Here is a 24,347-nt window from a genome sequence, read left to right as displayed (position 1 = left end):
AGAATTAAATTTATCATAAAACTACAAAAAAATGCTTTTAAAAAAGAAAATTCCAATGAAGTATGTTCTTGGAAAAATTAAAGTCGAACTTGCCCTCGTAATTTCTTATTCGGTATTATTCGAGGTTTTCCATCACTACTACATCAATATCTCTATTGATATTCCTTTTGCAGTACCTACTATCATAGGTACTATCATTTCGTTGTTGTTGGCCTTTAAATCGAACCAAGCGTATGATCGATGGTGGGAAGCTAGAATTATTTGGGGATCAATAGTAAACGAATCCAGAACATTAGTCCGACAAATAATAACTTTCTATAAAGATCCTGATTTTTCTGTTGAAGCCAATAATTTTAAAGAAAAATTTGCAAAAAGACAGATTGCCTGGTGTTACAGCTTAGGACAGCTTTTACGAAATAAAGATTCGCTAAAGCCTATCAAATCTTTTTTATCAGAAGATGAATTACTTTTTATAAAAAACCACCATCACATCCCTAATGCGTTATTAATTCTTCATGCCAAAGATCTTAGAGATGCTCGAAATGCAGGAAAACTAAAGACTTATCAACAAGTAGAAATTGACAATACATTAACTCGTTTATGCGATGCCATGGGTAAATGTGAGCGAATAAAAAATACAATTTTCCCAACTACATATAGTATGTACATTCGGTTTACATTGTGTTTGTTCATTTTTCTACTTCCATTTGGCTTAACAAGTTTGCTTGGCTGGTTTGCAATTCCCTTAGTAACTACAATAGGTACCGCATTTTTTCTTATAGAGAAAATGGCTATTCATTTACAAGATCCATTTGAAAATAGACCCACAGATACGCCTGTGACAACAATTTCAAATTCAATTGAAAAGAACCTAATGCAGATGATCAATGAATATCGAAATGAATTTATAAATACAGACCAACAAATTAAAGCCCCTGAAGTTGTAAAAACAGAAGAAGATGCTTACTATATATTATAACACAAACCCTCCAGAAAAACTGGAGGGTTTTTAATATTAGAGCTTTTTTAAGCTTATATTTTCAAAAGTGGACACATCAATTATCTCTTCCAGATCAATATCAAAAGAAATCTGTACACTATCCCCTACCATGGATATAGGAAGTTGGCTGGATATTTGCGAGGAACCTACAAATAGATTGGGATACTCTTTTACTTTAAAATAATAAAAACTATTTCCATTTTTCACATCATTCTGAATTCGGATTATTACAGCGTTTAGTACTTTTTTATTGGAAACACTATTTGGGTTTATTTTATTCCCCGCCATGTTATAGACACTTTTAAAAGAGGTCAGTGTTTCTCGCATCGTATTACCTACTCCTACTATAGTATAATCTGAAATGGCTACCATTGCGAACATTTTAACCAATCCGCCGTCATCTTTAAGTGTCATCACATACGTAGGAATGTTATTAATATTATAAGGTATAGGCATTGACGCTTTATATCCTTTCTCCTGTACTTTTCCTTCTGCCGAACTTTGGGCAGCAAATTCCGTTGCTCCACCTTGTTTATAAAAGGTGGTTTCTTTAGTTCTGGTATCCACTAATACAAAACCTACCGCAGATTCTTCTTTTCCCACAGAGGTCAATCCGGTATACCAGTACGATTTGTTATCTTTTCCATACACCAATGTCAAACCTTCTGTAATTTTAAGTTTATCGGCATTGGAAAAATTCCAATAGCCATGAACATATTCGCCCCAATCATTCAATTGATTTTCGATGAAATCTATAGGCTGGATTCGATCAACCCATTTAGGGGTCGCAGCAATTGAATATTCTTTTATAGATCCAGACTGAGCATCTACTATTAGAACTCCCGTAGCCTCTTTACCGGAAAATCCAATTTTTTTTGAATATTGTGTAATGATCCAAAAAGGACGCCCAACATCATCAATTTCAAAACTAAAATCAGCTAAACCCACAGTAGCATTTCCGTTTAAATAAGCATGTCTGTGAATATCGCTTTGAAAATAAGCGCCTTGTTGGTATTTAATTTTAACCGCCTTTCCTTCCACTTGCTGAACTAGTTTCACATCGCGCTCATTCGTGGCAGAAACCATAACATAACCCGCAGTTCCTTCCTGGTTATTAAACCATTTTAAAAAACCAGAATGCAACAACGGTGCTACCCAGTACAAGTCGTCATTTACCTTTTGGATACAAAAATCCCCTAATTCTACTTGACTGCCCAATGCCGGTTGAGAGCCTAATATTTTTTCGCCTAGCAAATGCGCTAAAGCCTCATCAACCACACGGATTTTATCAATAGAGATTGGAGCAATGTGATTCGTTATTTTTTTTCCATTCTTAACCTCACCTATTAGTTTTTGATACGACTCACTTCTAAACATTTTTAAGCTGGTTACAAAAGGTAGCGCAATACAATATAGTAAAAGTATTGCTGCCACTACATACACTATTTTAGGAGGTCTGGAAATAAATTTGACTTGCTTAGTTTGCTGAGAAATGGTCAAACCAACAGAAAATAATATCCCTATTACTAATAACAGTAGCAAAATAAAAGCAAAACCAGTAAATCCATAATTAATTACCGGTAAATTGATGTAAAAAAGTAAAAAACCAAAAAGAAGTAAAAAAATAATTGATATGATTTTTTTCATGATGTTTTGTCATTGTATATTTCTATGTTAGTCTTTACTATTGCTAAATGTTACAGTAAATAAGATCTGAATTTTAAAGAAAACAGGAACCTTAATTACAATACAGCAAAAAATAGTATTTTTGCCAATCGGTTGAAACTAATTTTTCAATCTTTAATCTTCAATCTTTAAATTACACACATGAAAGCATACGTATTTCCAGGTCAGGGTGCACAATTTACCGGAATGGGCAAAGACTTATATGAAAACTCCCCTCTTGCAAAAGAATTATTTGAAAAAGCCAATATAATTTTAGGTTTCCGCATCACAGACATCATGTTTGAAGGAACAGCTGAAGAACTGAAGGAAACTAAAGTAACCCAACCCGCAGTATTTTTACATTCGGTAATTCTGGCAAAAACCTTGGGTGTAGATTTCAAGCCAGAAATGGTGGCGGGACATTCATTAGGTGAATTTTCAGCCTTAGTTGCAAATGGTGCTTTGTCTTTTGAAGACGGACTCAGATTGGTTTCTCAAAGAGCTTTGGCAATGCAAAAAGCCTGTGAAATTAAACCATCCACTATGGCTGCTGTTTTAGGATTAGCTGACAATATCGTTGAAGAAGTTTGCGCTTCGATTGACGGAATCGTAGTGGCTGCTAATTATAACTGTCCAGGACAATTAGTAATTTCGGGTGAAACATCTGCTGTGGAAAAAGCCTGTGAAGCGATGAAAACGGCAGGAGCAAAACGTGCATTATTGTTGCCTGTTGGTGGTGCTTTTCACTCACCTATGATGGAACCCGCAAGAGAAGAACTGGCTGCAGCAATTGAGGCAACGACTTTCTCAACTCCTATTTGTCCGGTGTATCAGAACGTAACGGCAAATGCGGTTTCAGATCCTAATGAAATTAAAAAAAACTTAATCATCCAATTGACGGCTCCTGTAAAATGGACACAATCCGTACAACAAATGATACTAGACGGAGCAACTTTATTTACCGAAGTAGGTCCTGGAAAAGTATTAGCAGGATTGATTGGCAAAATTGATAAAGAAGCATTAACCGCAAACGCGTAATTAAGAGTCCCTAAGTATTTAGAAAATAAAAATCCCAAATTATCATCACGATAATTTGGGATTCCTATTTATATTGAATACTAAAAACGGAACACGTATTATTCTATGAACGAATCTTCTGTTCCCATTTCCAGGCACTTGCCATCGCTTCTTCAAGCGTAGATTGTGCTTTCCATCCCAAAATAGTATTCGCTTTATCCGTATTGGCGTATGCCGAAGTAATATCGCCTTCTCTACGTCCTACAATTTTGTAAGGTAATTTTTTACCGCTTACTTTTTCGAAAGTATGGATGACTTCCAAAACAGAAGTTCCGGTTCCAGTTCCCAAATTGAAGGTTTCTACTTTAGCTGTATTTTTTTTATTTAACAATCGTTGTAAAGCAATCACATGGGCTTTCGCCAAATCAACTACATGAATATAATCCCGCACTGCTGTTCCGTCAGGAGTTGGGTAGTCATCGCCGTATACTGACAATTCTTTTCGCAATCCAAAACCAGTTTGAGTAATAAATGGCACTAAATTCTGTGGAACTCCAATGGGCAATTCTCCTATTTCAGTAGAAGGATGTGCACCAATTGGATTAAAATAGCGCAATAAAATTGCATTGATATTGGTTACTTTAGTAGTATCAGTGATGATTTCCTCTCCAATTTGCTTTGTGTTTCCATAAGGGGACACAGCAGCTTGGATAGAAGCATTTTCGGTAATCGGCATGGTTTCGGCTTGACCATAAACAGTGCAAGACGAACTAAAAATAAAATTCGCTTCCGGTTTTTGCTGTAATTCCTGCAACACATACACTAATGCATTAATATTATTTTCATAATACAACAATGGATTTTCTACACTTTCCCCTACCGCTTTTGAAGCTGCAAAATGAATCACACCTGAAATATCTTGGTGTCTTTTGAAAAAATCCTGTACTTTTTCTTTTTCACGCAAGTCTAGTTTCTCGAAAGTAGGAACTTTACCCGTTATATTCTGGATTCCGTCTAAGACACTCAAAGAAGTATTTGATAAATTATCTACAACAATAACTTCAAACCCTTCGTTTTGCAATTCTACTACGGTATGAGATCCTATGAAGCCCAAACCTCCTGTTACTAGTATTTTCATATAATGTTGATTTATTAATTGGTTACACCGTAAATCGGAAAGCAATTACCCCGACAGCTATCAAAAGTGGTTATTTATTTAAAAACTCTAAAACACTATCCGTGATGAATTGAATTTGATCGTCCTCTAGTTCCGTGTGCATTGGTAACGAAAGCACTTCTTTTACCAATTGATTCGTTACCGGAAAATCTTCTTCTTTGTAACGAGAATGCGCATAAGCCTTTTGCGAATGCAACGGAATAGGATAATAAATAGCACATGGAATTCCTTTGTCCAGCAAATGTTGCATTAACCCATTACGGTCAGCATCAAGGATTCGTAACGTGTATTGATGAAAAACGTGACAATCACAAATACCACAAATACTGGGTGCAATTATATTGGCATGTCCTTCAAAAGCCGCCGTGTATTTTCTTGCTGCATCTTGTCTGGCTTTGCTGTATTCATCCAATAAAGGTAATTTAACATTCAAAACAGCTGCTTGAATACTGTCTAAACGAGAATTGACACCTACTACATCATGATGGTATCGTTCGTACATTCCATGATTTACAATACCACGAAGTGTGTGTGCCAGAGCATCATCATTAGTAAAAATAGCCCCACCATCTCCGTAACATCCCAGATTTTTTGAAGGAAAAAATGACGTCGCTCCTACATGGCCTATAGTTCCTGCTTTCTTTTTAGTCCCGTCCGAAAACTTGCAATTGGCTCCTATAGCTTGAGCATTATCTTCAATCACATATAGATTGTATTCCGCAGCAATAGCCATAATCGCTTCCATATTAGCGGCACGGCCAAACAAATGTACCGGTACAATCGCTTTTGTTTTTGAAGTAATTGCTTTTTTAATTCCTTCAATAGAAATATTCATATTATAGAGATCCACATCAACTAAGACCGGTGTCAATTGCAGTAATGCAATCACTTCAACTGTCGCTGCAAAAGTAAAATCAGCAGTGATTACTTCATCTCCAGGCTTTAAACCCAATCCCATCATCGCAATTTGTAACGCATCGGTTCCATTAGCACATGGAATTACGTGTTTTACATCTAAATACGCTTCTAATGATTTTTGAAATTGATGAACTTGAGGTCCATTAATGTAAGTATTCGTATCTAGAACTTCCTGAATAGCTATATTAACCGTATCTTTTATTGTATCATATTGACTTTTTAAGTCAACCATTTGAATTTTTTTCATCGAAATTTTTGTTTAACGTCCGAAAAGTCAGAGCTTCTAAAAACAGCAAATACTTTCTTGAAACGAAGAACAAAAATAGTTATTTAATGAGTTTAAACCAATCAAATTAATATAAAGAAACCGTATTTTAGCCACAAAATTTTAAGGATGCTTTTTCTATATACTCTAATGGTTCAAATCGCCGGTTTTCTATTAAAAATCATTGCGCTTTTCAGCCCAAAAATGAAACTTTTTGTACAGGGCCGAAAATTGGTTTTTTATCTTTTACAACAAAAAATAAAGTCTACTGACAAAACAATTTGGTTTCACGCAGCTTCCTTAGGCGAATACGAACAAGGCCTGCCGGTAATTGAAAAGATAAAAGAGCAATTTCCTTCTCACAAAATAGTAGTTACTTTTTTCTCCCCGTCCGGTTATGAAGTGCGTAAAAACAACACTGTTGCTGATGTCACTGTTTATTTGCCTTTGGACACCCATAAAAATGCAAAAACGTTTTTAAAACTCGTTCATCCCGATTTAGTATTTTTTATTAAATATGAATATTGGCCAAATTATCTAACTGAACTCAAAAAATTAAATATTAAAACCTATTTGATTTCCGGCATACTTAGAAAGAACCAATTGTTTTTCAAATGGTATGGCGGTTTTTATAGAGACGCATTAAATACTTTCACATTCTTTTTTGTACAAAATGAAACTTCAAAAAAACTACTATACCAGTTGGGCAAAACCAATGTAATTGTTTCTGGAGACACCCGTTTTGATCGAGTTGCTGCAATTTTAGAGAAGGACAATTCACTCGATTTTATGTCTCAGTTTAAAAACAACACACCCACCATTGTCGTGGGAAGTTCTTGGCCAAAAGACGAAAATCTAATAGTACCTTTTATCAATTCGAACTCATACAAAATCAAATTTATAATTGCCCCACACAATATTAAAGACGAACAAATTCAGCAGTTAAAAAACAGCATCACTAAAAAAGTCGTTTTATTCTCTGAAAAAGACGGAAAGAACCTGGCTGATTATGACGTTTTTATCATTGACACAATTGGTATTTTGACAAAAATCTACAGTTATGCCGATATTGCCTATGTGGGTGGCGGTTTTGGAAATCCCGGAGTTCATAATTTATTGGAACCGGCAACTTTTGGCGTTCCAATACTTATCGGACCTAACTATTCGCATTTTGCAGAAGCAACAGCATTAGTGAATATGGAGGGATGTATGGCTATAAATACCCAAAAAGAATTAAAGGAAGCTATTACGAACCTAATCATGAATGATGATATCCGACATGAAAAAGGACACATCTGCAGTACTTTTGTACAAATGAATAAAGGAGCTACAACTATTATTTTAAAAACTATTTTGAATGATTCAATTTAAACCTTTAGCCCTTGCTGATATTGAAATTATTGTGCAATTAATGGAGGAATTTTATGCTATTGACAACTATCCCATTGCTGTTGAAGTTTCCAAAGCTTTATTTAAGGAATTTATTTCTAATGAAGACCTAGGTAGAGCCTGGCTCATTTTAGAGGACAAGGTGGTTGTAGGATACCTCATTTTGACTTATATCTTTAGTTTTGAATACCAAGGGAAAATAGCTTTCCTAGACGAATTATACTTAACCGAAAAAGCAAGAGGCAAAGGAATTGGTAATAAAGCCATTGCATTCATCAAAATTGAAAGCCACAACGCATCCTTAAAGTTGATTTACTTAGAATTGGAACAGCATAATGAAAAAGGACGAAAATTGTATCTTGCGAATGGGTTTGAATGCCACCACAGACAATTAATGAAATACAAAATCAAATAAAATTACACTCAAAATTTAATACCATGAAAATTTTAAAATTATTCCTACTCTTATTTATCATTCAGACGCACGCGCAGCAAGGCGGTATGTGGATTCCTTCGTTATTGAAAGGGATGAATGAAACCGAAATGAAAAATCTTGGCATGAAGATGTCAGTTAAAGACATCTATGATGTGAATCAATCAAGCCTGAAAGATGCCGTTCCGCATTTTAACGGCGGCTGTACTTCTGAGGTAATTTCTCCAAAAGGATTAATCTTAACCAATCATCATTGTGGCTTTTCACAAATTCAATCCCATTCCACAGTAGATCACGATTACCTTACTGATGGATTTTGGGCATACAAAATGGAAGAAGAATTACCAAACGAAGGCTTGACCGTAACTTTCATTGTGAAAATTGAGGATGTTACCGCATCTGTTTTAGCAGGAACTATGACGCTTGCAACTGAAACCGAAAAACAAAAGAAAATCCAAGAGAACATTACTACATTAAGCAATACTTTACCTAAGGAAAACTGGCAAGAAAACAAGATCCGTACCTTCTACGAAGGCAATCAATACATGCTTTTTGTTACCGAAACCTTTAGTGATGTCCGTTTAGTCGGTGCGCCACCATCGGCTATTGGAAAATTTGGTTCGGATACTGACAATTGGGTTTGGCCTCGTCATACCGGCGATTTTTCTTTGTTTAGAATCTATGCTGACAAAAACAATCGTCCTGCTGCCTACTCGAAAGACAATGTACCGTATACTCCAAAACATTTCTTACCGATTTCACTCGATGGCGTAGCCGAAGATGATTTTACATTGGTATTTGGATATCCTGGAAAAACAAATGAGTATTTACCCGCTGTTGCTATTGAACAAATTATTAACGAACTCAATCCTGCAAAAATTGAAATCAGAGACAAAGCCTTGAAAGTCGCAGATGGTTTTATGCGAAAAGACAAAGCCGTTAAAATCCAATATGCCTCAAAGTATGCCAGTATTGCCAATTATTGGAAAAAATGGATTGGTGAAACCCAAGGATTAAAAAAATCAAATGCCGTTGCTGTAAAGAGAGAATCTGAAAAAGCGTTTCAGCTGAAAGTAACAAAAGCCGGTAAAGAAAAAGAATATGGGACACTCTTAACTGATTTTGAAAAAAACTACGCAGAAATTGCTCCTTATGCACTAGCAAAAGACTATTTTACTGAAACAGTATTACGAAACACGGAATTACTGAGTACAGGTTATAAATTGTATCAATTAGAGCAAGTGTATAAAACCAAAGGAGAACAAGCATTTACAGACCGAAAGAAGAATGTAATCACTGGACTTGCTGATTTTTATAAAAATTTCAATGCCACTGTAGATCGAAATGTTTTTGAACAACTCATTGAACTTTATGTTGCGAAATCTCCAAAGCAATTTTTACCCCAACATTTGATAAAAGTAAATGCTATAAATTTAGCTTCGGAAATATATACCCAATCCAAACTTCAAAATTACGCTAGCCTAAAAGAATTACTGTCCGGTGATGCTCAAACCGTTTTAACAAAATTAAATAATGACGCTGGTTATAAACTTGTAAAAGAATTAGCAGACAAATACACCAAAGAAGTTGCCCCAAAATATGACGAAATCAATTTAAAGATTACAGCGTTGCAAACAACGTACATGAAAGCACAATTAGAATTGAATACTGAAAGATCCCTTTTTCCAGATGCTAACAGCACCTTAAGAATCACTTACGGAAAAGTTAAAGGGTACGAACCTAAAGATGCTACTGTCTACACTCCAATAACGTATTTAGACGGGGTAATGGAAAAATACATTCCTGGCGATTACGAATTTGATGTTCCTAAAAAGTTAGTAGACTTATACAACACCAAAGATTATGGACACTATGGTGAAAATGGTAAAATGCCCGTTTGTTTTATTGGGACAAATCATACCACTGGTGGCAATTCAGGAAGCCCTGCAATTGATTCAAAAGGAAACTTAGTAGGACTCAATTTTGACAGAGCTTGGGAAGGAACGATGAGCGATATTTATTACGACGCTAGTATTTGTAGAAACATAATGGTTGATGTGCGGTATATCTTGTTTATTATAGATAAGTATGCCGGCGCTACTAACTTGATAAACGAGTTAAAACTAGTTCACCCAAAGAAAAGTAAATTGCTGAAAAAGAAAAACTTACATCGTAATTAGTCGAAAAACAGAACCGTGATGATGATATTAAACATTTATTAATTATTTACTTTAACTGGCACAATAATTGTAAATTGTTTCGACGTTGTCAAAAAATAATATTTTTTAAAAAAAAAATAAAAAAATATTTTACATATTAAAAAATTTATATCTTTGCCACGAATTAATAATTAACCTTTTATATTAAATTAAGATGAAAAAAGTATTTTTAAGTTTAGCTGCTGTTGCTGTATTAACTGTTGTATCATGTAAAAAAGCTGATGCTCCTGCTGAAGATTCTGCAACTGCTGTTGATTCTGCTGCTATGGTAGTTGATTCTGCTGCTATGGTAGTTGATTCTGCTGCTCAAGTTGTTGATTCTGCTGCTGCTGCTGCTACTGACGCTGCTGCTGTTGCAACTGAAGCTGCTACAGAAGTAAAAAAATAATTAGAACTCAAATTCTAAAAATTTTAAAGCCATCCGCTATGCGAGATGGCTTTTTTAATTTGTAGTACTTGCTCTTTCAAGAATCAAAGCTACAAAAATAAAAAAGAGAGTCGAGGCAATAGCCCAGACTCTCTTTTTTTATTTAAACTCATTGATAAATTTTAGTCACTAAATACAAAATCATTCGCTGAAAAATCCAATGTTTCCGACATTGATCCATAGCGTACAATTTCATCGATCCCTTTTTGCAAACGCAACGAAGTGGTGTATTTTCTACTTGTTGCAAAATGATTGCCTCCTGTCATTAATTTGAAATAGAATTTGCCACTGGAAGACTTAAACTTTAAAAAATCCGCGGTTTCAATTGACGCTTTAAACTTATCAATATCTTCTTCACACTCAAACTTTAGTTCATAACTCAAACTTGTAAAAACTATTTTCCCTTTTCTGGAAGTGAAAACAAATTTATACTCGTCGTTATATCTTTTACTAATTACAAAAGCCCCCATAACTTATCTTGAAATAAATTGTGTCATTAAAACCAATCACACAATGACGTTTTTAACCCCGCATCAAAAAACAACACAACTTTAAGTGATTTTAATAAGTGTCGTAAAATTTTAAATGGATTTATTATAAAATAAAAAAAGCTTCAAACATAGTTTGAAGCTTTTTTAGTACTCAGAGCGGGACTTGAACCCGCACGAACATTGCTGTTCACTGGATTTTAAGTCCAGCGTGTCTACCAATTTCACCATCCGAGCATTATGTGGTGTCGAGCGAAAAACGGGGCTCGAACCCGCGACCTCGACCTTGGCAAGGTCGCGCTCTACCAACTGAGCTATTTTCGCATTTTCAATTCTTAGAAAGAACCGCGATACTTGTTCTGTATTGCGGATGCAAATTTAAGACATTTATTGAATTACACAAGCCTTTTTTATAAAAAATTCACAGATAAAAGTTAACGTTCTGATAGCGTAAACTTTAAAATAAATAAAATCACCTTCTGGTCAACATTCTTTTAATTTCATTGAGTTTCATCAGCGCTTCCATAGGCGTAATGGTATTTATATCCAGATTTAAGATCTCTTCTTTAATTTCCTCTAGTAAAGGATCGTCTAGATTAAAGAAACTCATTTGCATTTCGTCCTTTGCAGCTTTAATTCCGTTCAGCGCATCGCTGGAATGATTCTTTTCTAATTTTTTCAAAAGCTTTTGTGCTTTCAAAATCACGATTTGAGGCATTCCGGCCATTTTTGCCACATGTATTCCAAAACTATGGGCACTGCCACCTTTTATTAATTTTCGAATAAAAAGCACGGTGTCTTTCAATTCTTTGACTGCTACATTAAAATTTTGAATTCTTGGCAAGGATTCACTCATTTCATTCAACTCATGATAATGCGTAGCGAACAAGGTTTTAGGTTGCGAGGGATGTTCGTGTAAGAACTCCGCAATAGCCCAAGCGATTGAAATCCCGTCATACGTACTTGTTCCTCTACCTATTTCGTCCAACAACACCAAACTCCTGTCCGAAATATTATTCAAGATGGAAGCCGTTTCATTCATTTCGACCATAAAGGTAGATTCCCCCATCGAAATATTATCACTGGCTCCTACTCTGGTGAATATTTTGTCCACAATTCCCATTCTCACGCTGTCTGCGGGAACAAAACTCCCCATTTGACACAAGAGCACGATTAATGCGGTTTGACGTAAAATAGCTGACTTTCCGGACATGTTGGGTCCTGTAATCATTATCAACTGCTGTGTTTCTCTATCCAAGAAAACATCATTGGCAATATAAGGCATGCCAACTGGCAATTGCTTCTCGATAACAGGATGTCTTCCGTTCTTGATTTCCAGTTCGAATGTTTCATCTAGCTCTGGACAAACGTATTTATTTTCGATAGCTAATTGCGTGAAAGAACACAAACAATCGAGTTGCGCTACTAAATTAGCATTCATTTGAACCGGCTTGATATACGTAGCAATCCAGCTCACCAATTGTTCGAATAACTCTACTTCTATTTTATGAATTTTCTCTTCGGCACCCAGGATTTTAGTTTCGTATTCTTTTAATTCCTCAGTAATGTAACGTTCTGCATTGACTAAAGTTTGCTTTCTAATCCATTCTGTAGGAACTTTGTCTTTGTGCAGGTTTCTAACTTCGATGTAATATCCAAAAACGTTATTAAAGGAAATTTTCAAAGAAGAGATTCCTGTCAACTGTGATTCTCGTTTTTCAATTCCTTCCAAAAACGCCTTTCCTGAAGTTGATATTGCCCGCAAATCATCTAACTCTGCACTGATTCCTTTAGCAATCGCATTCCCTTTGGCAATAGCCACAGGCGCATCTTGATTGAGAACCGTTTTTATTTTTTCACGCAACAATTCACAACTGTGCAAACTGTCACCGATTACTTTTACTGCTTCCTGCGGACTATCTAAAGCCAAAGTTTTTATTGGAATAATTGCATCTAAAGATTCTTTTAGATATACAACCTCCCGTGGCGATACTTTTCCGGCAGCAATTTTAGAAATTAAGCGCTCTAAATCTGATATTTGCTTGATTTGATTCTGAATATTTTTTAAAACGACTTGGTTGTCTTTTAAATACGAAACGACTTGATGACGGCTTTGTATTTTATGGCTGTCCTTCAAGGGTAATGCCAACCAGCGTTTTAATAAACGACCACCCATCGGCGAAAGCGTTTTATCAATAACCTCTAGCAGCGTCACCGCGTTAGGATTGTAACTGTGATACAACTCCAGATTTCGAATGGTAAAACGATCCATCCAAACATAAGCATCCTCGGCAATACGTTGAATAGCCGTTATATGTTGGACCCTGTTGTGCTGGGTTTCGGATAAATAATATAAAATGGCTCCCGAAGCGATAATTCCTTCTTTCAATTCCTCGATACCAAATCCTTTCAAAGAAACGGTTTGAAAATGCTTGGTTAAGGTTTCAAATGCATAGTCCTCTTTGTAAATCCAATCCTCTAAATAAAAACAATGATAGTCGTCTCCAAAAATTTCCCGGAAATCATTTTTATTATTTTTTGGAATTAAAACTTCGCTTGGATTAAAATTCTGCAACAATTTATCAATATATTCTGCATTGCCTTGTGCAGTCAAAAATTCGCCGGTAGAAACATCCAGAAAGGAAATTCCTATACCTTTATTAGTAAAATAAACGGAGGCTAGAAAATTATTAGTTTTAGACTGCAAAACCTCATCATTCATTGAAACTCCTGGAGTTACTAGTTCCGTAACACCACGTTTCACAATGGTTTTAGTCATTTTTGGATCTTCAAGCTGGTCACAAATAGCTACTCGAAGACCTGCTTTGACCAGTTTAGGCAAATACGTGTTGAGGGAGTGATGCGGAAAACCTGCCAATGCCGTTTCAGTCTCAGAACCCGCTCCACGCTTGGTTAATACAATTCCTAAAATTTTAGAAGCACGAACAGCATCTTCACCAAATGTCTCATAAAAATCACCCACCCGAAATAACAAACACGCATCAGGATACTTCCTTTTGATCTCGTTGTATTGTTTCATTAACGGTGTTTCCTTAACTACTTTATCTTTAGATACCACTTGTTCTGTGTTTGAAAAAATTAAAAATATTGGGCGAATTTATAGATTTTTAAATAAACATGGAACCACTTCAAAAAATTAAACTATTTTTTTAAGAAAAAATTAAGGTGTAAATTCTAATTTTTATATAGATTTGTGTATATTTAAAAATTAAACACACATGAAAAAAATAATTGCGCTAGCTATGCTAGTTGTTTTAGGCGTTACGACTTCTAATGCACAAGAAACATCAAAAAAATTAAAAGCAACCAATACCAGAGTCGCTGCTGCAAAAGTAAATGGCGCAGGAATGGTTTTTGTAAGTGAAACTATTGACTACGGTACCGTTGCTTATAACTCTGACGGTCGTAGAGAATTTGTATTTACTAATAATGGTAACAAGCCATTAATCATAACTAATGCTCAAGGTTCATGTGGTTGTACTGTTCCAACGTATCCAAAAGAGCCTATCGCTCCAGGAGCAAGAGGAGTAATTGGAGTAAAATACGACACTTCAAGAGCAGGTCAAGCATTTACAAAAACAGTAACTTTGACAACTAATGCTGTTGTTCCAAACAAAACACTTACGATAAAAGGAAATGTTTTAGCTGCTGATTCTTCAAAAAGCTAAATTTTAACTAAATTGACAAAAAAGCTTCCATTAATTTAGGAAGCTTTTTTTTTGAATATTTTACAACCTATGAGAAAGCTTGAAAACAGCGAATTGGAACGAAAATCCATTGAAGCTTTTAAAAAATCAGAAAAAACCCCCCTAATTTTAGTATTGGATGATATCCGAAGCTTACATAATATTGGCTCTGTTTTTAGAACTGCCGATGCCTTTTTGATTGAAAAAATATATTTATGTGGCATCACTGCAACCCCTCCTAATAAAGAAATTCACAAAACAGCATTAGGAGCTACCGAAACGGTTACATGGGAACATCATGAAAACGTACTTGCTGTCATTGAAAAATTAAAAACAGAAAATGTAATGACTCTTGCTATAGAACAAGTAGAAAGTGCCGTTTTTCTTCAAAATTTTGAAGTTGTTGAAGAAAAAAAATACGCTTTAGTTTTTGGAAACGAAGTCTATGGTGTTTCTCAGGAAGCGGTTGCACTGTGTGATGGCTGTATCGAAATTCCACAATTAGGGACCAAACATTCTTTAAATATCTCAGTGAGTGCCGGCATTGTGGTTTGGGATTTATTTCAAAAGATGAATTGGCCAAAATAGAAATTTAAAAAAAGTAGACACCGCAATACCGTAACGTATGAGAATTAGTACTTTCTTGAAAATAACAATCGTTTTTTTATCATTTATACCAAGGGCTACGCATTCCGCTATTCCTTTTTTTAACGTTAATAAAAGCAGCTTTGTCACTCCACAAGAAACATTAAAATCGTCTGTTAGAGCAATTGCTCCCAGAATTACAGCGACAGGCAATCAAATTTACTGTCCGGGAACTTCTTTAAACATAGTAACCGATGTAACCATAACTGGCTCTGATGCATCTGACATCGGTACTGAAGCTATCTACGTTCAAATTTCTTCCGGTTATGTAAATGGACAGGATATAATTCAATTAGCCAATCCAACATTCCACCCTACTATTAATTCACAATGGGATTCACTTGAAGGTAAACTTAAATTATTCAGTGTAATTCCGGGAACAAAAGTACGGTACACTGACTTTGTAAATGCTATACAAGATGTTGTTTATAGAAATTCCTCGGCAACTCCATCTGGCACCAGAAACTTTTCAATCACTCTTGGACAAGCTAATTACTTACCTAGAAACGGTCACTACTATCAGTACATTTCAAACCTTGGCATTAGCTGGAATGCGGCAAAAGTAGCAGCTGAAACGAGCACGTATTTTGGACTTCAAGGATATTTAGCAACAATCACCGCCGCTGATGAAGCGCAATTAGCAGGAGAACAAGCTGCGGGAGCGGGCTGGATTGGGGGCAGCGATGCTGAAACAGAAGGGCTATGGAAATGGGTAACGGGACCAGTTGCTGATAGAGTAACTTTTTGGAGCGGAGGCGTAAATGGCTCAAGTACTAATTTTTCCTTTTGGAATACTAACGAACCGAACAACAGTAATGGTATAGAACATTATGCACACATAACTGCACCAGGCATTGGTAGACCTGGCTCTTGGAATGATTTACAATTAAACGGCGATGCAAGCGGAAATTATCAACCCAAAGGGTATATTGTAGAATACGGTGGAATGGCTGGAGATCCAGTTCTTGAAATTTCGACCAGTACCACAATAACAATTCCTCAAATAATAGCAACAAGACCTGCATCAAGATGCGATTCAGGCACTATTACACTTCAAGCAACCGCTACTGGCGGAACCGTAAATTGGTATGATGCGGCAAGCTTTGGGAATTTATTACACACCGGCACTACGTACACAACCCCATTTTTAAACACAACAACAACCTATTATGTGGATGCAGGATGTACTTTAAACAGAACTGCAATTATAGCCACTATAGAAACAATCCCTAACATAACATCAACTAATACGCCAGTTTCAAGATGTGGAGCAGGAGACGTAACACTTCAGGCAACCACTAATATTGGAAATATAAACTGGTATTCGAGTCTAACCAGCAGCGCAATCATAGGAACCGGAACAAGTCTAAATGTCCCAAATATCACTCAAAATACAACGTATTACGCCGAAGCCTTAAATAACGGGTGTACTAATAGGAATCGAATGGCTGTTGACATTATAATTTACAACCCTCCGGTAGTTACTGATCAGGAATTAATACTTTGTAAGTCCGTCAGCTTAACTCTTGATGCAGAAATCTCAAATATGAATTATACCTGGTCGACGGGTGAAACTACGAAGACAATTGAGGTAATTACTCCTGGTATTTATAGCGTAAGCATAACAAATAATGCCAACTGCAGCAGTACCAAAAAAATCGCTGTACTAGAACATGATACTCCAGAAATCGACAGAATTGACGTCAATGAAACTACTGTTGTAATTTATTTAAAAAACACAAAAGACTATTTTGAATATTCTGTTGACGGGAATTCTTATCAAAGTTCAAATGTGTTTTTCAATGTATCGAGTGGTTTGCAAACCGCGTACGCAAGAGAACTAAATTCATGCGGTAGCGATAGCGAGGCATTTATAGTATTGATCGCTCCGAAGTTTTTTACACCAAACAACGACTCCTATAACGACGTCTGGGAAGTAAGAGGATTGATCAATTATCCTGAGGCAGAAGTAACCATCTTTGATCGCTACGGAAAATTAATCACAAAATTAAACGCAGCGAAGCCCTCTTGGAACGGTACCTTTAATAAGAACCTACTACCCGCTTCGGATTATTGGTATGTTTTAAAAATTGATGCTGACAGTCCTGAAAAAAGAGGACACTTTTCATTAAAAAGATAATTTGAACGACTTATAACACCAGAATTGTTGCATCCTATAACTTGATCTTCTTTTGAATTTCATCTAAAACAAAAAGATAATCTTCTTGATTTTTTACAAAATCCCTATTCGAAACATCAATGATCAAAACATTCAAATCAGTTTGTGATTTAATATAATCCAAATAACCACTGTTGATTTTATCTAAGTATTCGGCCGGAATTTTTTGCTCATAGCTTCTGCCGCGTTTCTTAATATTTTGTAGCAATCGCTCTGAATTTTGATACAAATAAATGTACAAATCCGGTTTTGGCATTTCTCTGTAAATGATATCAAAAAGATTACGGTACAATCGATACTCATCTTCGGCTAAGGTTATTTTAGCAAAAATTAAAGACTTAAAAATATGATAATCAGCTACCAAAAAATCTTTAAATAAATCAAATTGCGCCAAATCATCTGATAATTGTTGGTATCTATCTGCCAGAAATGACATCTCAAGCGGGAAAGCATAACGGTTTTGATCTTTATAAAATTTGGGCAAGAAGGGATTATCAGCAAAACGTTCCAATACCGTTTTCGCATTAAAATCTTCTGCAATTTTTGTGGCTAAAGTTGTTTTTCCTGCTCCAATATTTCCTTCAAAAGCAACATAATTGAATTGCTCCAATGGAATGTTTTGTAATGGATTGACTAAATCTTGAACTACATGACACACACTTTCATCTGGAGACAGGGCTAATAATTCAGTAATGTTTTTTTGAAAAATGGGATGCTGCCAATCTAAATTCAAATCCTGAATAGGCAACAAAACAAAATTCCTGTTCTGCATTAACGGATGTGGAATTTGGAGTTTTTCGGTAGTAATAGTTTCGGAGTCAAATGCTATTAAATCAATATCAATAGTACGTGATTGATATTCTTTTGTTTTACTGCGCAAACGACCCAAACGCTTTTCGATTTTTAAGACCTGAGCCAGAATCTTGTGAGGTGAGCTAAAAGTATGCAAAACCAAAGCACAATTATAAAATGAATCACTTTCAAAACCCCAAGCTGGCGTTTCATATAATCTGGAAACTTTGATGACCGTCCCTACTTCCTGATGTATCAATTGTAAGCAACGCTCCACATTTTCTAAACGATTTCCTTGATTGCTCCCTACCGATAAAATAACCTGATGTTGTGATTTCATAATTAGATGCAAATTAACTAAAAGAATTTTAGAATTAGCAATATATTTGTACCCTGTGTTGCTAATTAACTTGAGAATTCAAAACATTTGTTTGTAACATTTCACTGTTTTTTACGACATATTAAAAAAATATAACTATGAAATTTTTAGGGAATGTATTAGCTACCATAATAGGTATTTTTGTTTTTTTCATGTTGTCCTTTTTTGGAATTATTATTATCGGAGCCCTTTTTGGTGGCGAATCGGAGGGTGTTACGGTAAAAAACAATTCTGTAATAGAACTTGATTTAGAAGACATCCGAAATGATTACGCTGGAAAATATAAAGACCCATGGATGACTATCTTTTCAGAAAACAAAAAAATAGGGCTCTCAGATATTATCAATGCTATTGAAGAAGCAAAAACTGACAATGACATTAAAGGAATTTCGATTCTAAATACTGTTTCGTCATTAGGAATGGCACAAAGTAAAGCCTTGAGAGATGCGCTTGAAAGCTTTAAAAAATCAGGTAAATTCGTCATGGCGTATTCCAATTCGTATTCACAAAAAGAATATTATTTAAATTCTGTTGCCAGCCCAATTTACATAAATCCGGTTGGAGAAATGGATTTCAAGGGATTGTCTGCTGAAATCATGTTCTTTAAAGATTTTCAAGAAAAATCAGGATTAAAAATGGAAGTGATCCGTCATGGAAAATACAAAAGTGCTGTAGAACCTTTTCTTGAAAATAAAATGAGTGATGCCAACAGGGAACAAACCTCAGCTTTACTGAATTCTGTTTGGAACTCAATTACGGCTGACATCTCTAAAAGCAGAAACATACCTGTGGTTCACTTAAATGAAATTGCTAACGGTTTACTGGCTCGAACTCCAGAAATGGCAAAAGCACAGAAACTGATTGACGTAATTGCTTATGAAGATGTGTATCACAACGCCATCAGAAAAGCGCTTAAAGTAACCAATAATGAAGACTACAACACAGTATCTGTTTCAGATTATGCCCAGAAAGTAGCCACTACGTCGCAAAGTTTTGACAGTAATGATGAAATAGCAATTATTTATGCACAAGGTGAAATTCTTGGCGGTGAAGGTGATGTTAATATTATTGGTGAAGGATCAATGCGTCGCTCCCTGCAAGAAGCACGAAAAAACAAAAATATAAAAGCGATCGTACTTCGAATCGATAGTCCCGGCGGAAGCGCATTGACTTCAGATCTGATTTGGAGAGAGATTGAATTGACTAAAAAGTTAAAACCTGTAGTTGTTTCTATGGGAAATTATGCAGCCTCCGGCGGGTATTACATTGCCTGCAATGCCAATACAATTTTTGCAGAAGAAAATACCATCACAGGCTCCATTGGCGTTTTCGGGATATTACCCAACTTTACGCCGTTGGCTACTAAAATAGGGGTTTATACAGAGCAAGTTAAAACTCATGAGAATTCAGCAAATTATAGCCCTTTTGTGCCATTAGATGAAAAATTCAAAGCCGTTACGTTAGAAGGTGTTGAACACATTTACAAAACCTTTGTTACCCATGTAGCTCAGGGACGAAAAATGACATTTGCACAAGTTGATGCTATTGCTCAAGGACGTGTTTGGAGTGGGTCTCAAGCGTTAAAAATTGGGCTAGTCGATAAAATTGGGGGATTGGATGATGCAATTGCTAATGCTGCTTCTTTAGCAAAAATAAAAAAATACAGCACTCAAAATTATCCTGAATATGAGAAGAATTTTGATGATCTGCTTGCTAATCTGCCCTTTGCACAATCGAAAGCTGATTTTATAAAAGAAGAAATTGGTGTAGAGAATTATCGCATTATGCAAGAAATAAAGAAATTACAGTCAAGGAAAGGGATACAAGCCATCCTACCGTTCGAAATCAACATCAATTAACGTCTAGCATACTACTTATTAAATCCGTTCCAATTATAATTGGAACGGATTTTTTTTTGAAATTAAAAGGAAAATTAAAAGCCGTTATTGTTTTTTATCAAATCAATAGCAACGCTTCCCGTGTAATCCATTATTTTTGTGACAAGAGGGCATCATTTTTGCTTATTTTTAAATCTAAAGAGAATCAAATTATGCTAAAAACAATCTTAAAAATTATTGGAGCCCTGATTATCCTATTCTTGGTAGCTTTATTTACTATTCCTTACTTTTTTGAGGATCAAATAAAAGCTAAAATTACCAAAGCTATTAATGATAAGGTTGATGCCAAAGTCACTTTTTCGGATGTGGACTTAAGTTTAATCAAAAGCTTCCCTAGTGCAAATGTCAATTTAGATCAACTAGTCATTATAAACAAAGCCCCTTTTGAAGGCGACACTTTAGTGTCATTAGGCGAATTAGATTTAAAAATGTCTATCAAAGAATTATTCAAAGGCAAAGGAGAAGCAATAATTATTGACGGCATTACTTCAAAAAATGGATTGATCAATATCCTATTCAATAAAGACGGCATCGGAAATTATGATATCGCCATAAAAGGTAAAGAAAGTAAAAATAGAAGCAAAAGCGCCCCTTTATCATTAAAGGTTAAAAATTATAGTATCAAGAATTTCAAATTTCGCTATTTTGATGAAAAATCAAAAATCAAAATGACAATTGACAGTATTAGCCATAAAGGCGTGGGCGATTTTGCCGCTCAAAAACTGGATTTGGTTACTCAATCAACTGCAAAAATCACCTTGGACATGAACAAGGTCAATTACTTGAAAGATGTTGCTTTGACTCTTGACGCTGTTTTGGGAATTGATTTAGTAAAAAGTAAATATACGTTTAAAGAAAACAAAGCTTTAATCAATCAGTTGCCGCTAGAATTTGATGGGTTTATTCAAGAGGTTGAAACGGGTCAGGAATATGATTTAAAATTTAAAACACCTACCTCATCCTTCAAAAATTTCTTAGGAGTGATTCCCGCAGCCTATACTTCCAGTTTGAAAAACGTAAAAACAACTGGTGACTTTACCGTTGTAGGTTTTGCCAAAGGGCTCTATTCAGACAAAAGTGTTCCGAAATTTAACATTGAAATTGCCGCCAACAATGCCTCTTTTAAATACCCTAACTTACCAAAAACGGTTCAAAACATCATTATTGATACAAAAATTGTCAATCAAACCGGAATATTGAATGATACTTACATTAATATAGACCAGCTTTCTTTCCAAATAGATCAGGACATTTTTAATGCTAAAGCAACCATTAAAAACATCTCACAAAACGCAATAGTTGACGCCGCTTTAAAAGGAACAATTAACTTAGCCAATCTTTCTAAAGCGTATCCTATAAAGCTAGCCAAGCCTCTTGCTGGGACCTTAAGAGCCGATGTGACCACAAGATTCGATATGCAGTCAGTAGAGAAAAATCAATATGAGACTATTAATAATGCAGGAACCATGAGTTTGTCCGGTTTCAACTATATGGATGAAAACGGCAAAACAATGAACATCAGCAGTGCTTTGGTTCAATTTAATCCCAGTCAAGTCAATTTGAAAGAATTGAACGCAACTACAGGAAAAAGTGACATTAGTGTAACAGGAATTTTAGAAAATTTTTACGGATTTATATTTAGAAACCAAGAATTAAAAGGAAATTTCATCCTAAATTCTAAACAATTAGCCGTAGATGATTTTATGACCACCGTTGAAACCGCAAAAACACCACCTACTGATCGGGATAAAAAAGCAGCGGCCCTGAAGATTCCTGCTTTCTTGAATTGTACGCTTACCGCAAATGCAACTACGGTATTATATGATAATTTGACCTTGAAGAATGTATCGGGAAAACTACTTGTCAAAGATGAAAAAGTAACTTTCCAAAACGTGAAAACATCGCTTTTTGGGGGAACAATTGGCGCAAATGGTGCAGTTTCTACAAAAGGGAAAAGTCCTGTTTTTAATATGGATTTGAAATTAAATCAAGTCGATATTGCACAATCCTTTACCCAACTGGATATGCTAAAAAAAATTGCACCTCTTGCTGGAATTATTAACGGAAAGTTAAATTCAACTATCAAGTTGAACGGAAATCTTGATTCTACTGAACTGACTCCTGACTTGAAAACGCTGACCGGAGATCTATTAGGACAATTGCTGTCAACGACAGTAAATGCGAGTAATTCGACTTTACTGACTGCATTGGGCGCCAATTTAAAATTTATTGATGTTAGCAAGATCAATTTGAATGATTTGAAAGCAGCACTAACATTCAATGATGGAAAAGTAACTGTAAAACCTTTTGACATCAAGTACAAAGACATCAAAGCTACTATTGCAGGCACGCACGGTTTTGACCAAAGCATAAATTACAATTTAAAATTTGATGTTCCCGCAAAATATTTAGGCTCCGAAGCAAATGCCTTAATCGCAAAATTATCTGATGCTGATGCTACAAAAGTGCAAAGCTTTCCGATTAATGCGCTTTTAGTTGGGAATTTTACAAATCCAAAAATCACAACTGATATTAATAGCGCCGTAACTAAATTGACCACTCAACTAATAACCCAACAAAAAGACAGACTGGTAAAACAAGGAACTTCAGCTTTGACTGATTTTATTAACAAAAACAAAAAACCAGGAGATACTACAAAAACGGCAACTCCTACAACCAAAGAAGAAGTAAAAACAAAAGCAACTGATTTATTGAATGGCTTGTTTAATAAAAAGAAAAAAGCAGAAGAGCCTAAAGTACAGCAGGAATAATTTAAACTAAAATAATGGCTTAACTGAATGTGTTATAAAAACAACTTGTATTTATAATTAAGGAATTAAGAATAATTAAACATTAAATCTTAATGAAACTTAATTCCTTAATGGTTAAAAAATTACAGAAAAGCCAGCAGAATCAAAATAACAGATTTTACACATTAATCTGTACCACATAACCTTCTGAACCTCGGATATTAAAAACGGTGCCGTCTTCAAAAAGAAGGTACTGACCTTTTATTCCGGTAAGTTTTCCTTGAAAGTGAGGCGTTTTTTCCAAACTTAAACTATTCACCTTATGTGGATACTGTAGAACAGGATAATGCATCTCGTACAAATCATTTTTTTGTGCATGAAAATATTCCTGAACTTCCGTTGGGATTAAATTCTCTACTTTTAGTCGCTCCGCAACTAAGTCGATTGGTTCGATATTGTTAGTCAGCATTTTTCGCCAATTCGTTTTATCAGCATAATGGTTTTTGAGCGCCACCTCCGTAATTCCAGCCAAATAGCGATTGGGTACTTCCACAATAGAAATGGCTTGGTTAGCGCCCTGATCTATCCATCGGGTTGGCATTTGTGTTTTTCGAGTCACTCCTACTTTGACTTCGCTGGACAAAGCCAAATACACAATATGGGGTTGCAATTGCACTTTTTCTTCATAAGCCAGATTTCTATCCTGAATTCCAAGATGAGCCGTACTCAACTCCGGTTTCATAATCCAATCCCCCACTGCCGGGCTGGAATAAAAACAATCATAACAAAATCCTTGTCGGAATATTTTTTTCTTTTTTCCGCAGTTCAAACATTGATATCCAACAAAATTAATTTCGATATTTTTATTTAGCAACTGATTTACATTCAAAAAACTATTCTCAAAAACCAAATAATATTGAATTGGATTTCCAAATTCGGTTTGCATTTTTGCAAGTACACCTTCGTATGTCATTCTATTTAAAGTTTCCCGTTTAACGC

At 35.4% G+C, this 24,347-nt stretch carries 18 protein-coding genes and 2 tRNA genes; 11 read left to right on the top strand and 9 right to left on the bottom strand.

From position 1 onward, the window contains the following. The first annotated feature begins 31 nt into the window (after nucleotides 1–31). On the top strand, nucleotides 32–979 hold the full coding sequence (locus AC0608_RS06365) for a bestrophin family protein (protein ID WP_478288480.1): 948 nt from the start codon (nucleotides 32–34) through the stop codon (nucleotides 977–979). A 36-nt stretch (nucleotides 980–1,015) separates the two neighbouring features. Here the strand turns inward: AC0608_RS06365 and AC0608_RS06360 are convergent, their stop codons facing one another. Beyond that, on the bottom strand, nucleotides 1,016–2,647 hold the full coding sequence (locus AC0608_RS06360; RefSeq protein ID WP_417958597.1) for a hypothetical protein: 1,632 nt from the start codon (nucleotides 2,645–2,647) through the stop codon (nucleotides 1,016–1,018). Nucleotides 2,648–2,827: 180 nt separating this feature from the next. Between AC0608_RS06360 and fabD the strand changes: the two genes are divergently transcribed. Next, nucleotides 2,828–3,703 carry an ACP S-malonyltransferase gene (gene fabD / locus AC0608_RS06355; RefSeq protein WP_478288479.1) on the top strand — a complete coding sequence of 292 codons (876 nt, stop codon included), beginning with the start codon at nucleotides 2,828–2,830 and terminating at the stop codon, nucleotides 3,701–3,703. A 103-nt stretch (nucleotides 3,704–3,806) separates the two neighbouring features. Here fabD and galE read toward each other — a convergent pair whose 3' ends face one another. Next, on the bottom strand, nucleotides 3,807–4,820 hold the full coding sequence (gene galE, locus AC0608_RS06350) for a UDP-glucose 4-epimerase GalE (protein ID WP_478288478.1): 1,014 nt from the start codon (nucleotides 4,818–4,820) through the stop codon (nucleotides 3,807–3,809). A gap of 70 nt (nucleotides 4,821–4,890) precedes the next feature. Next, on the bottom strand, nucleotides 4,891–6,024 hold the full coding sequence (locus AC0608_RS06345; protein ID WP_478288477.1) for a DegT/DnrJ/EryC1/StrS family aminotransferase: 1,134 nt from the start codon (nucleotides 6,022–6,024) through the stop codon (nucleotides 4,891–4,893). Between the two features lie 147 nt (nucleotides 6,025–6,171). Between AC0608_RS06345 and AC0608_RS06340 the strand changes: the two genes are divergently transcribed. From AC0608_RS06340 to AC0608_RS06325, 4 genes are all read left to right on the top strand, one after another. Further along, nucleotides 6,172–7,413 carry a 3-deoxy-D-manno-octulosonic acid transferase gene (locus AC0608_RS06340; protein ID WP_478288476.1) on the top strand — a complete coding sequence of 414 codons (1,242 nt, stop codon included), beginning with the start codon at nucleotides 6,172–6,174 and terminating at the stop codon, nucleotides 7,411–7,413. Continuing rightward, nucleotides 7,400–7,846 (top strand): GNAT family N-acetyltransferase, encoded by a 447-nt coding sequence (locus tag AC0608_RS06335; protein WP_417958602.1) that lies wholly within the window; start codon nucleotides 7,400–7,402, stop codon nucleotides 7,844–7,846. The genes AC0608_RS06340 and AC0608_RS06335 overlap by 14 nt, the downstream gene beginning before the upstream one ends. A gap of 23 nt (nucleotides 7,847–7,869) precedes the next feature. Further along, the gene (locus AC0608_RS06330) at nucleotides 7,870–10,044 is read left to right on the top strand and encodes a S46 family peptidase (protein WP_478288475.1); all 2,175 of its coding nucleotides are present in this window, start codon (nucleotides 7,870–7,872) and stop codon (nucleotides 10,042–10,044) included. 193 nt (nucleotides 10,045–10,237) lie between these two features. Then, the gene (locus tag AC0608_RS06325) at nucleotides 10,238–10,471 is read left to right on the top strand and encodes a PG1828 family lipoprotein (protein WP_417958604.1); all 234 of its coding nucleotides are present in this window, start codon (nucleotides 10,238–10,240) and stop codon (nucleotides 10,469–10,471) included. Nucleotides 10,472–10,632: 161 nt separating this feature from the next. Here the strand turns inward: AC0608_RS06325 and AC0608_RS06320 are convergent, their stop codons facing one another. From AC0608_RS06320 to mutS, 4 genes are all read right to left on the bottom strand, one after another. Then, nucleotides 10,633–10,980: a DUF1508 domain-containing protein gene (locus AC0608_RS06320; RefSeq protein ID WP_478288474.1), complete on the bottom strand. Its 348-nt coding sequence runs from the start codon at nucleotides 10,978–10,980 to the stop codon at nucleotides 10,633–10,635. Nucleotides 10,981–11,149: 169 nt separating this feature from the next. Then, nucleotides 11,150–11,235 (bottom strand) — tRNA-Leu (locus AC0608_RS06315). A gap of 14 nt (nucleotides 11,236–11,249) precedes the next feature. Beyond that, nucleotides 11,250–11,322, bottom strand: a tRNA-Gly gene (locus AC0608_RS06310). A 148-nt stretch (nucleotides 11,323–11,470) separates the two neighbouring features. Continuing rightward, on the bottom strand, nucleotides 11,471–14,077 hold the full coding sequence (gene mutS / locus AC0608_RS06305) for a DNA mismatch repair protein MutS (protein WP_478288473.1): 2,607 nt from the start codon (nucleotides 14,075–14,077) through the stop codon (nucleotides 11,471–11,473). Between the two features lie 160 nt (nucleotides 14,078–14,237). On the opposite strand from mutS, the gene AC0608_RS06300 reads away from it, so the two are divergent. From AC0608_RS06300 to AC0608_RS06290, 3 genes are all read left to right on the top strand, one after another. Beyond that, complete coding sequence (locus tag AC0608_RS06300; RefSeq protein ID WP_417958607.1) at nucleotides 14,238–14,687, top strand: DUF1573 domain-containing protein; 450 nt, start codon at nucleotides 14,238–14,240, stop codon at nucleotides 14,685–14,687. 69 nt (nucleotides 14,688–14,756) lie between these two features. Next, a complete protein-coding gene (locus AC0608_RS06295; RefSeq protein ID WP_478288472.1) occupies nucleotides 14,757–15,293 on the top strand; it encodes an RNA methyltransferase in 537 nt (178 codons plus the stop codon). 37 nt (nucleotides 15,294–15,330) lie between these two features. After that, nucleotides 15,331–17,490 carry an Ig-like domain-containing protein gene (locus tag AC0608_RS06290; protein WP_417958609.1) on the top strand — a complete coding sequence of 720 codons (2,160 nt, stop codon included), beginning with the start codon at nucleotides 15,331–15,333 and terminating at the stop codon, nucleotides 17,488–17,490. A gap of 34 nt (nucleotides 17,491–17,524) precedes the next feature. On the opposite strand, the gene folK is transcribed toward AC0608_RS06290, so the two are convergent. Next, a complete protein-coding gene (gene folK / locus AC0608_RS06285) occupies nucleotides 17,525–18,661 on the bottom strand; it encodes a 2-amino-4-hydroxy-6-hydroxymethyldihydropteridine diphosphokinase (protein WP_417958610.1) in 1,137 nt (378 codons plus the stop codon). Nucleotides 18,662–18,798: 137 nt separating this feature from the next. On the opposite strand from folK, the gene sppA reads away from it, so the two are divergent. Both sppA and AC0608_RS06275 read left to right on the top strand, forming a co-directional pair. Continuing rightward, entirely contained in the window at nucleotides 18,799–20,559 is a 1,761-nt protein-coding gene (gene sppA / locus AC0608_RS06280) for a signal peptide peptidase SppA (RefSeq protein ID WP_478288471.1), read from the top strand. A 191-nt stretch (nucleotides 20,560–20,750) separates the two neighbouring features. Beyond that, nucleotides 20,751–23,369: an AsmA family protein gene (locus AC0608_RS06275; protein WP_478288470.1), complete on the top strand. Its 2,619-nt coding sequence runs from the start codon at nucleotides 20,751–20,753 to the stop codon at nucleotides 23,367–23,369. A 157-nt stretch (nucleotides 23,370–23,526) separates the two neighbouring features. On the opposite strand, the gene AC0608_RS06270 is transcribed toward AC0608_RS06275, so the two are convergent. After that, nucleotides 23,527–24,321 carry a DUF2797 domain-containing protein gene (locus AC0608_RS06270; RefSeq protein ID WP_417989540.1) on the bottom strand — a complete coding sequence of 265 codons (795 nt, stop codon included), beginning with the start codon at nucleotides 24,319–24,321 and terminating at the stop codon, nucleotides 23,527–23,529. Nucleotides 24,322–24,347: the final 26 nt, after the last annotated feature.

It is taken from the genome of Flavobacterium sp. GNP008 (genome assembly GCF_056428965.1).
This window is presented reverse-complemented; position numbering and strand designations above follow the sequence as displayed.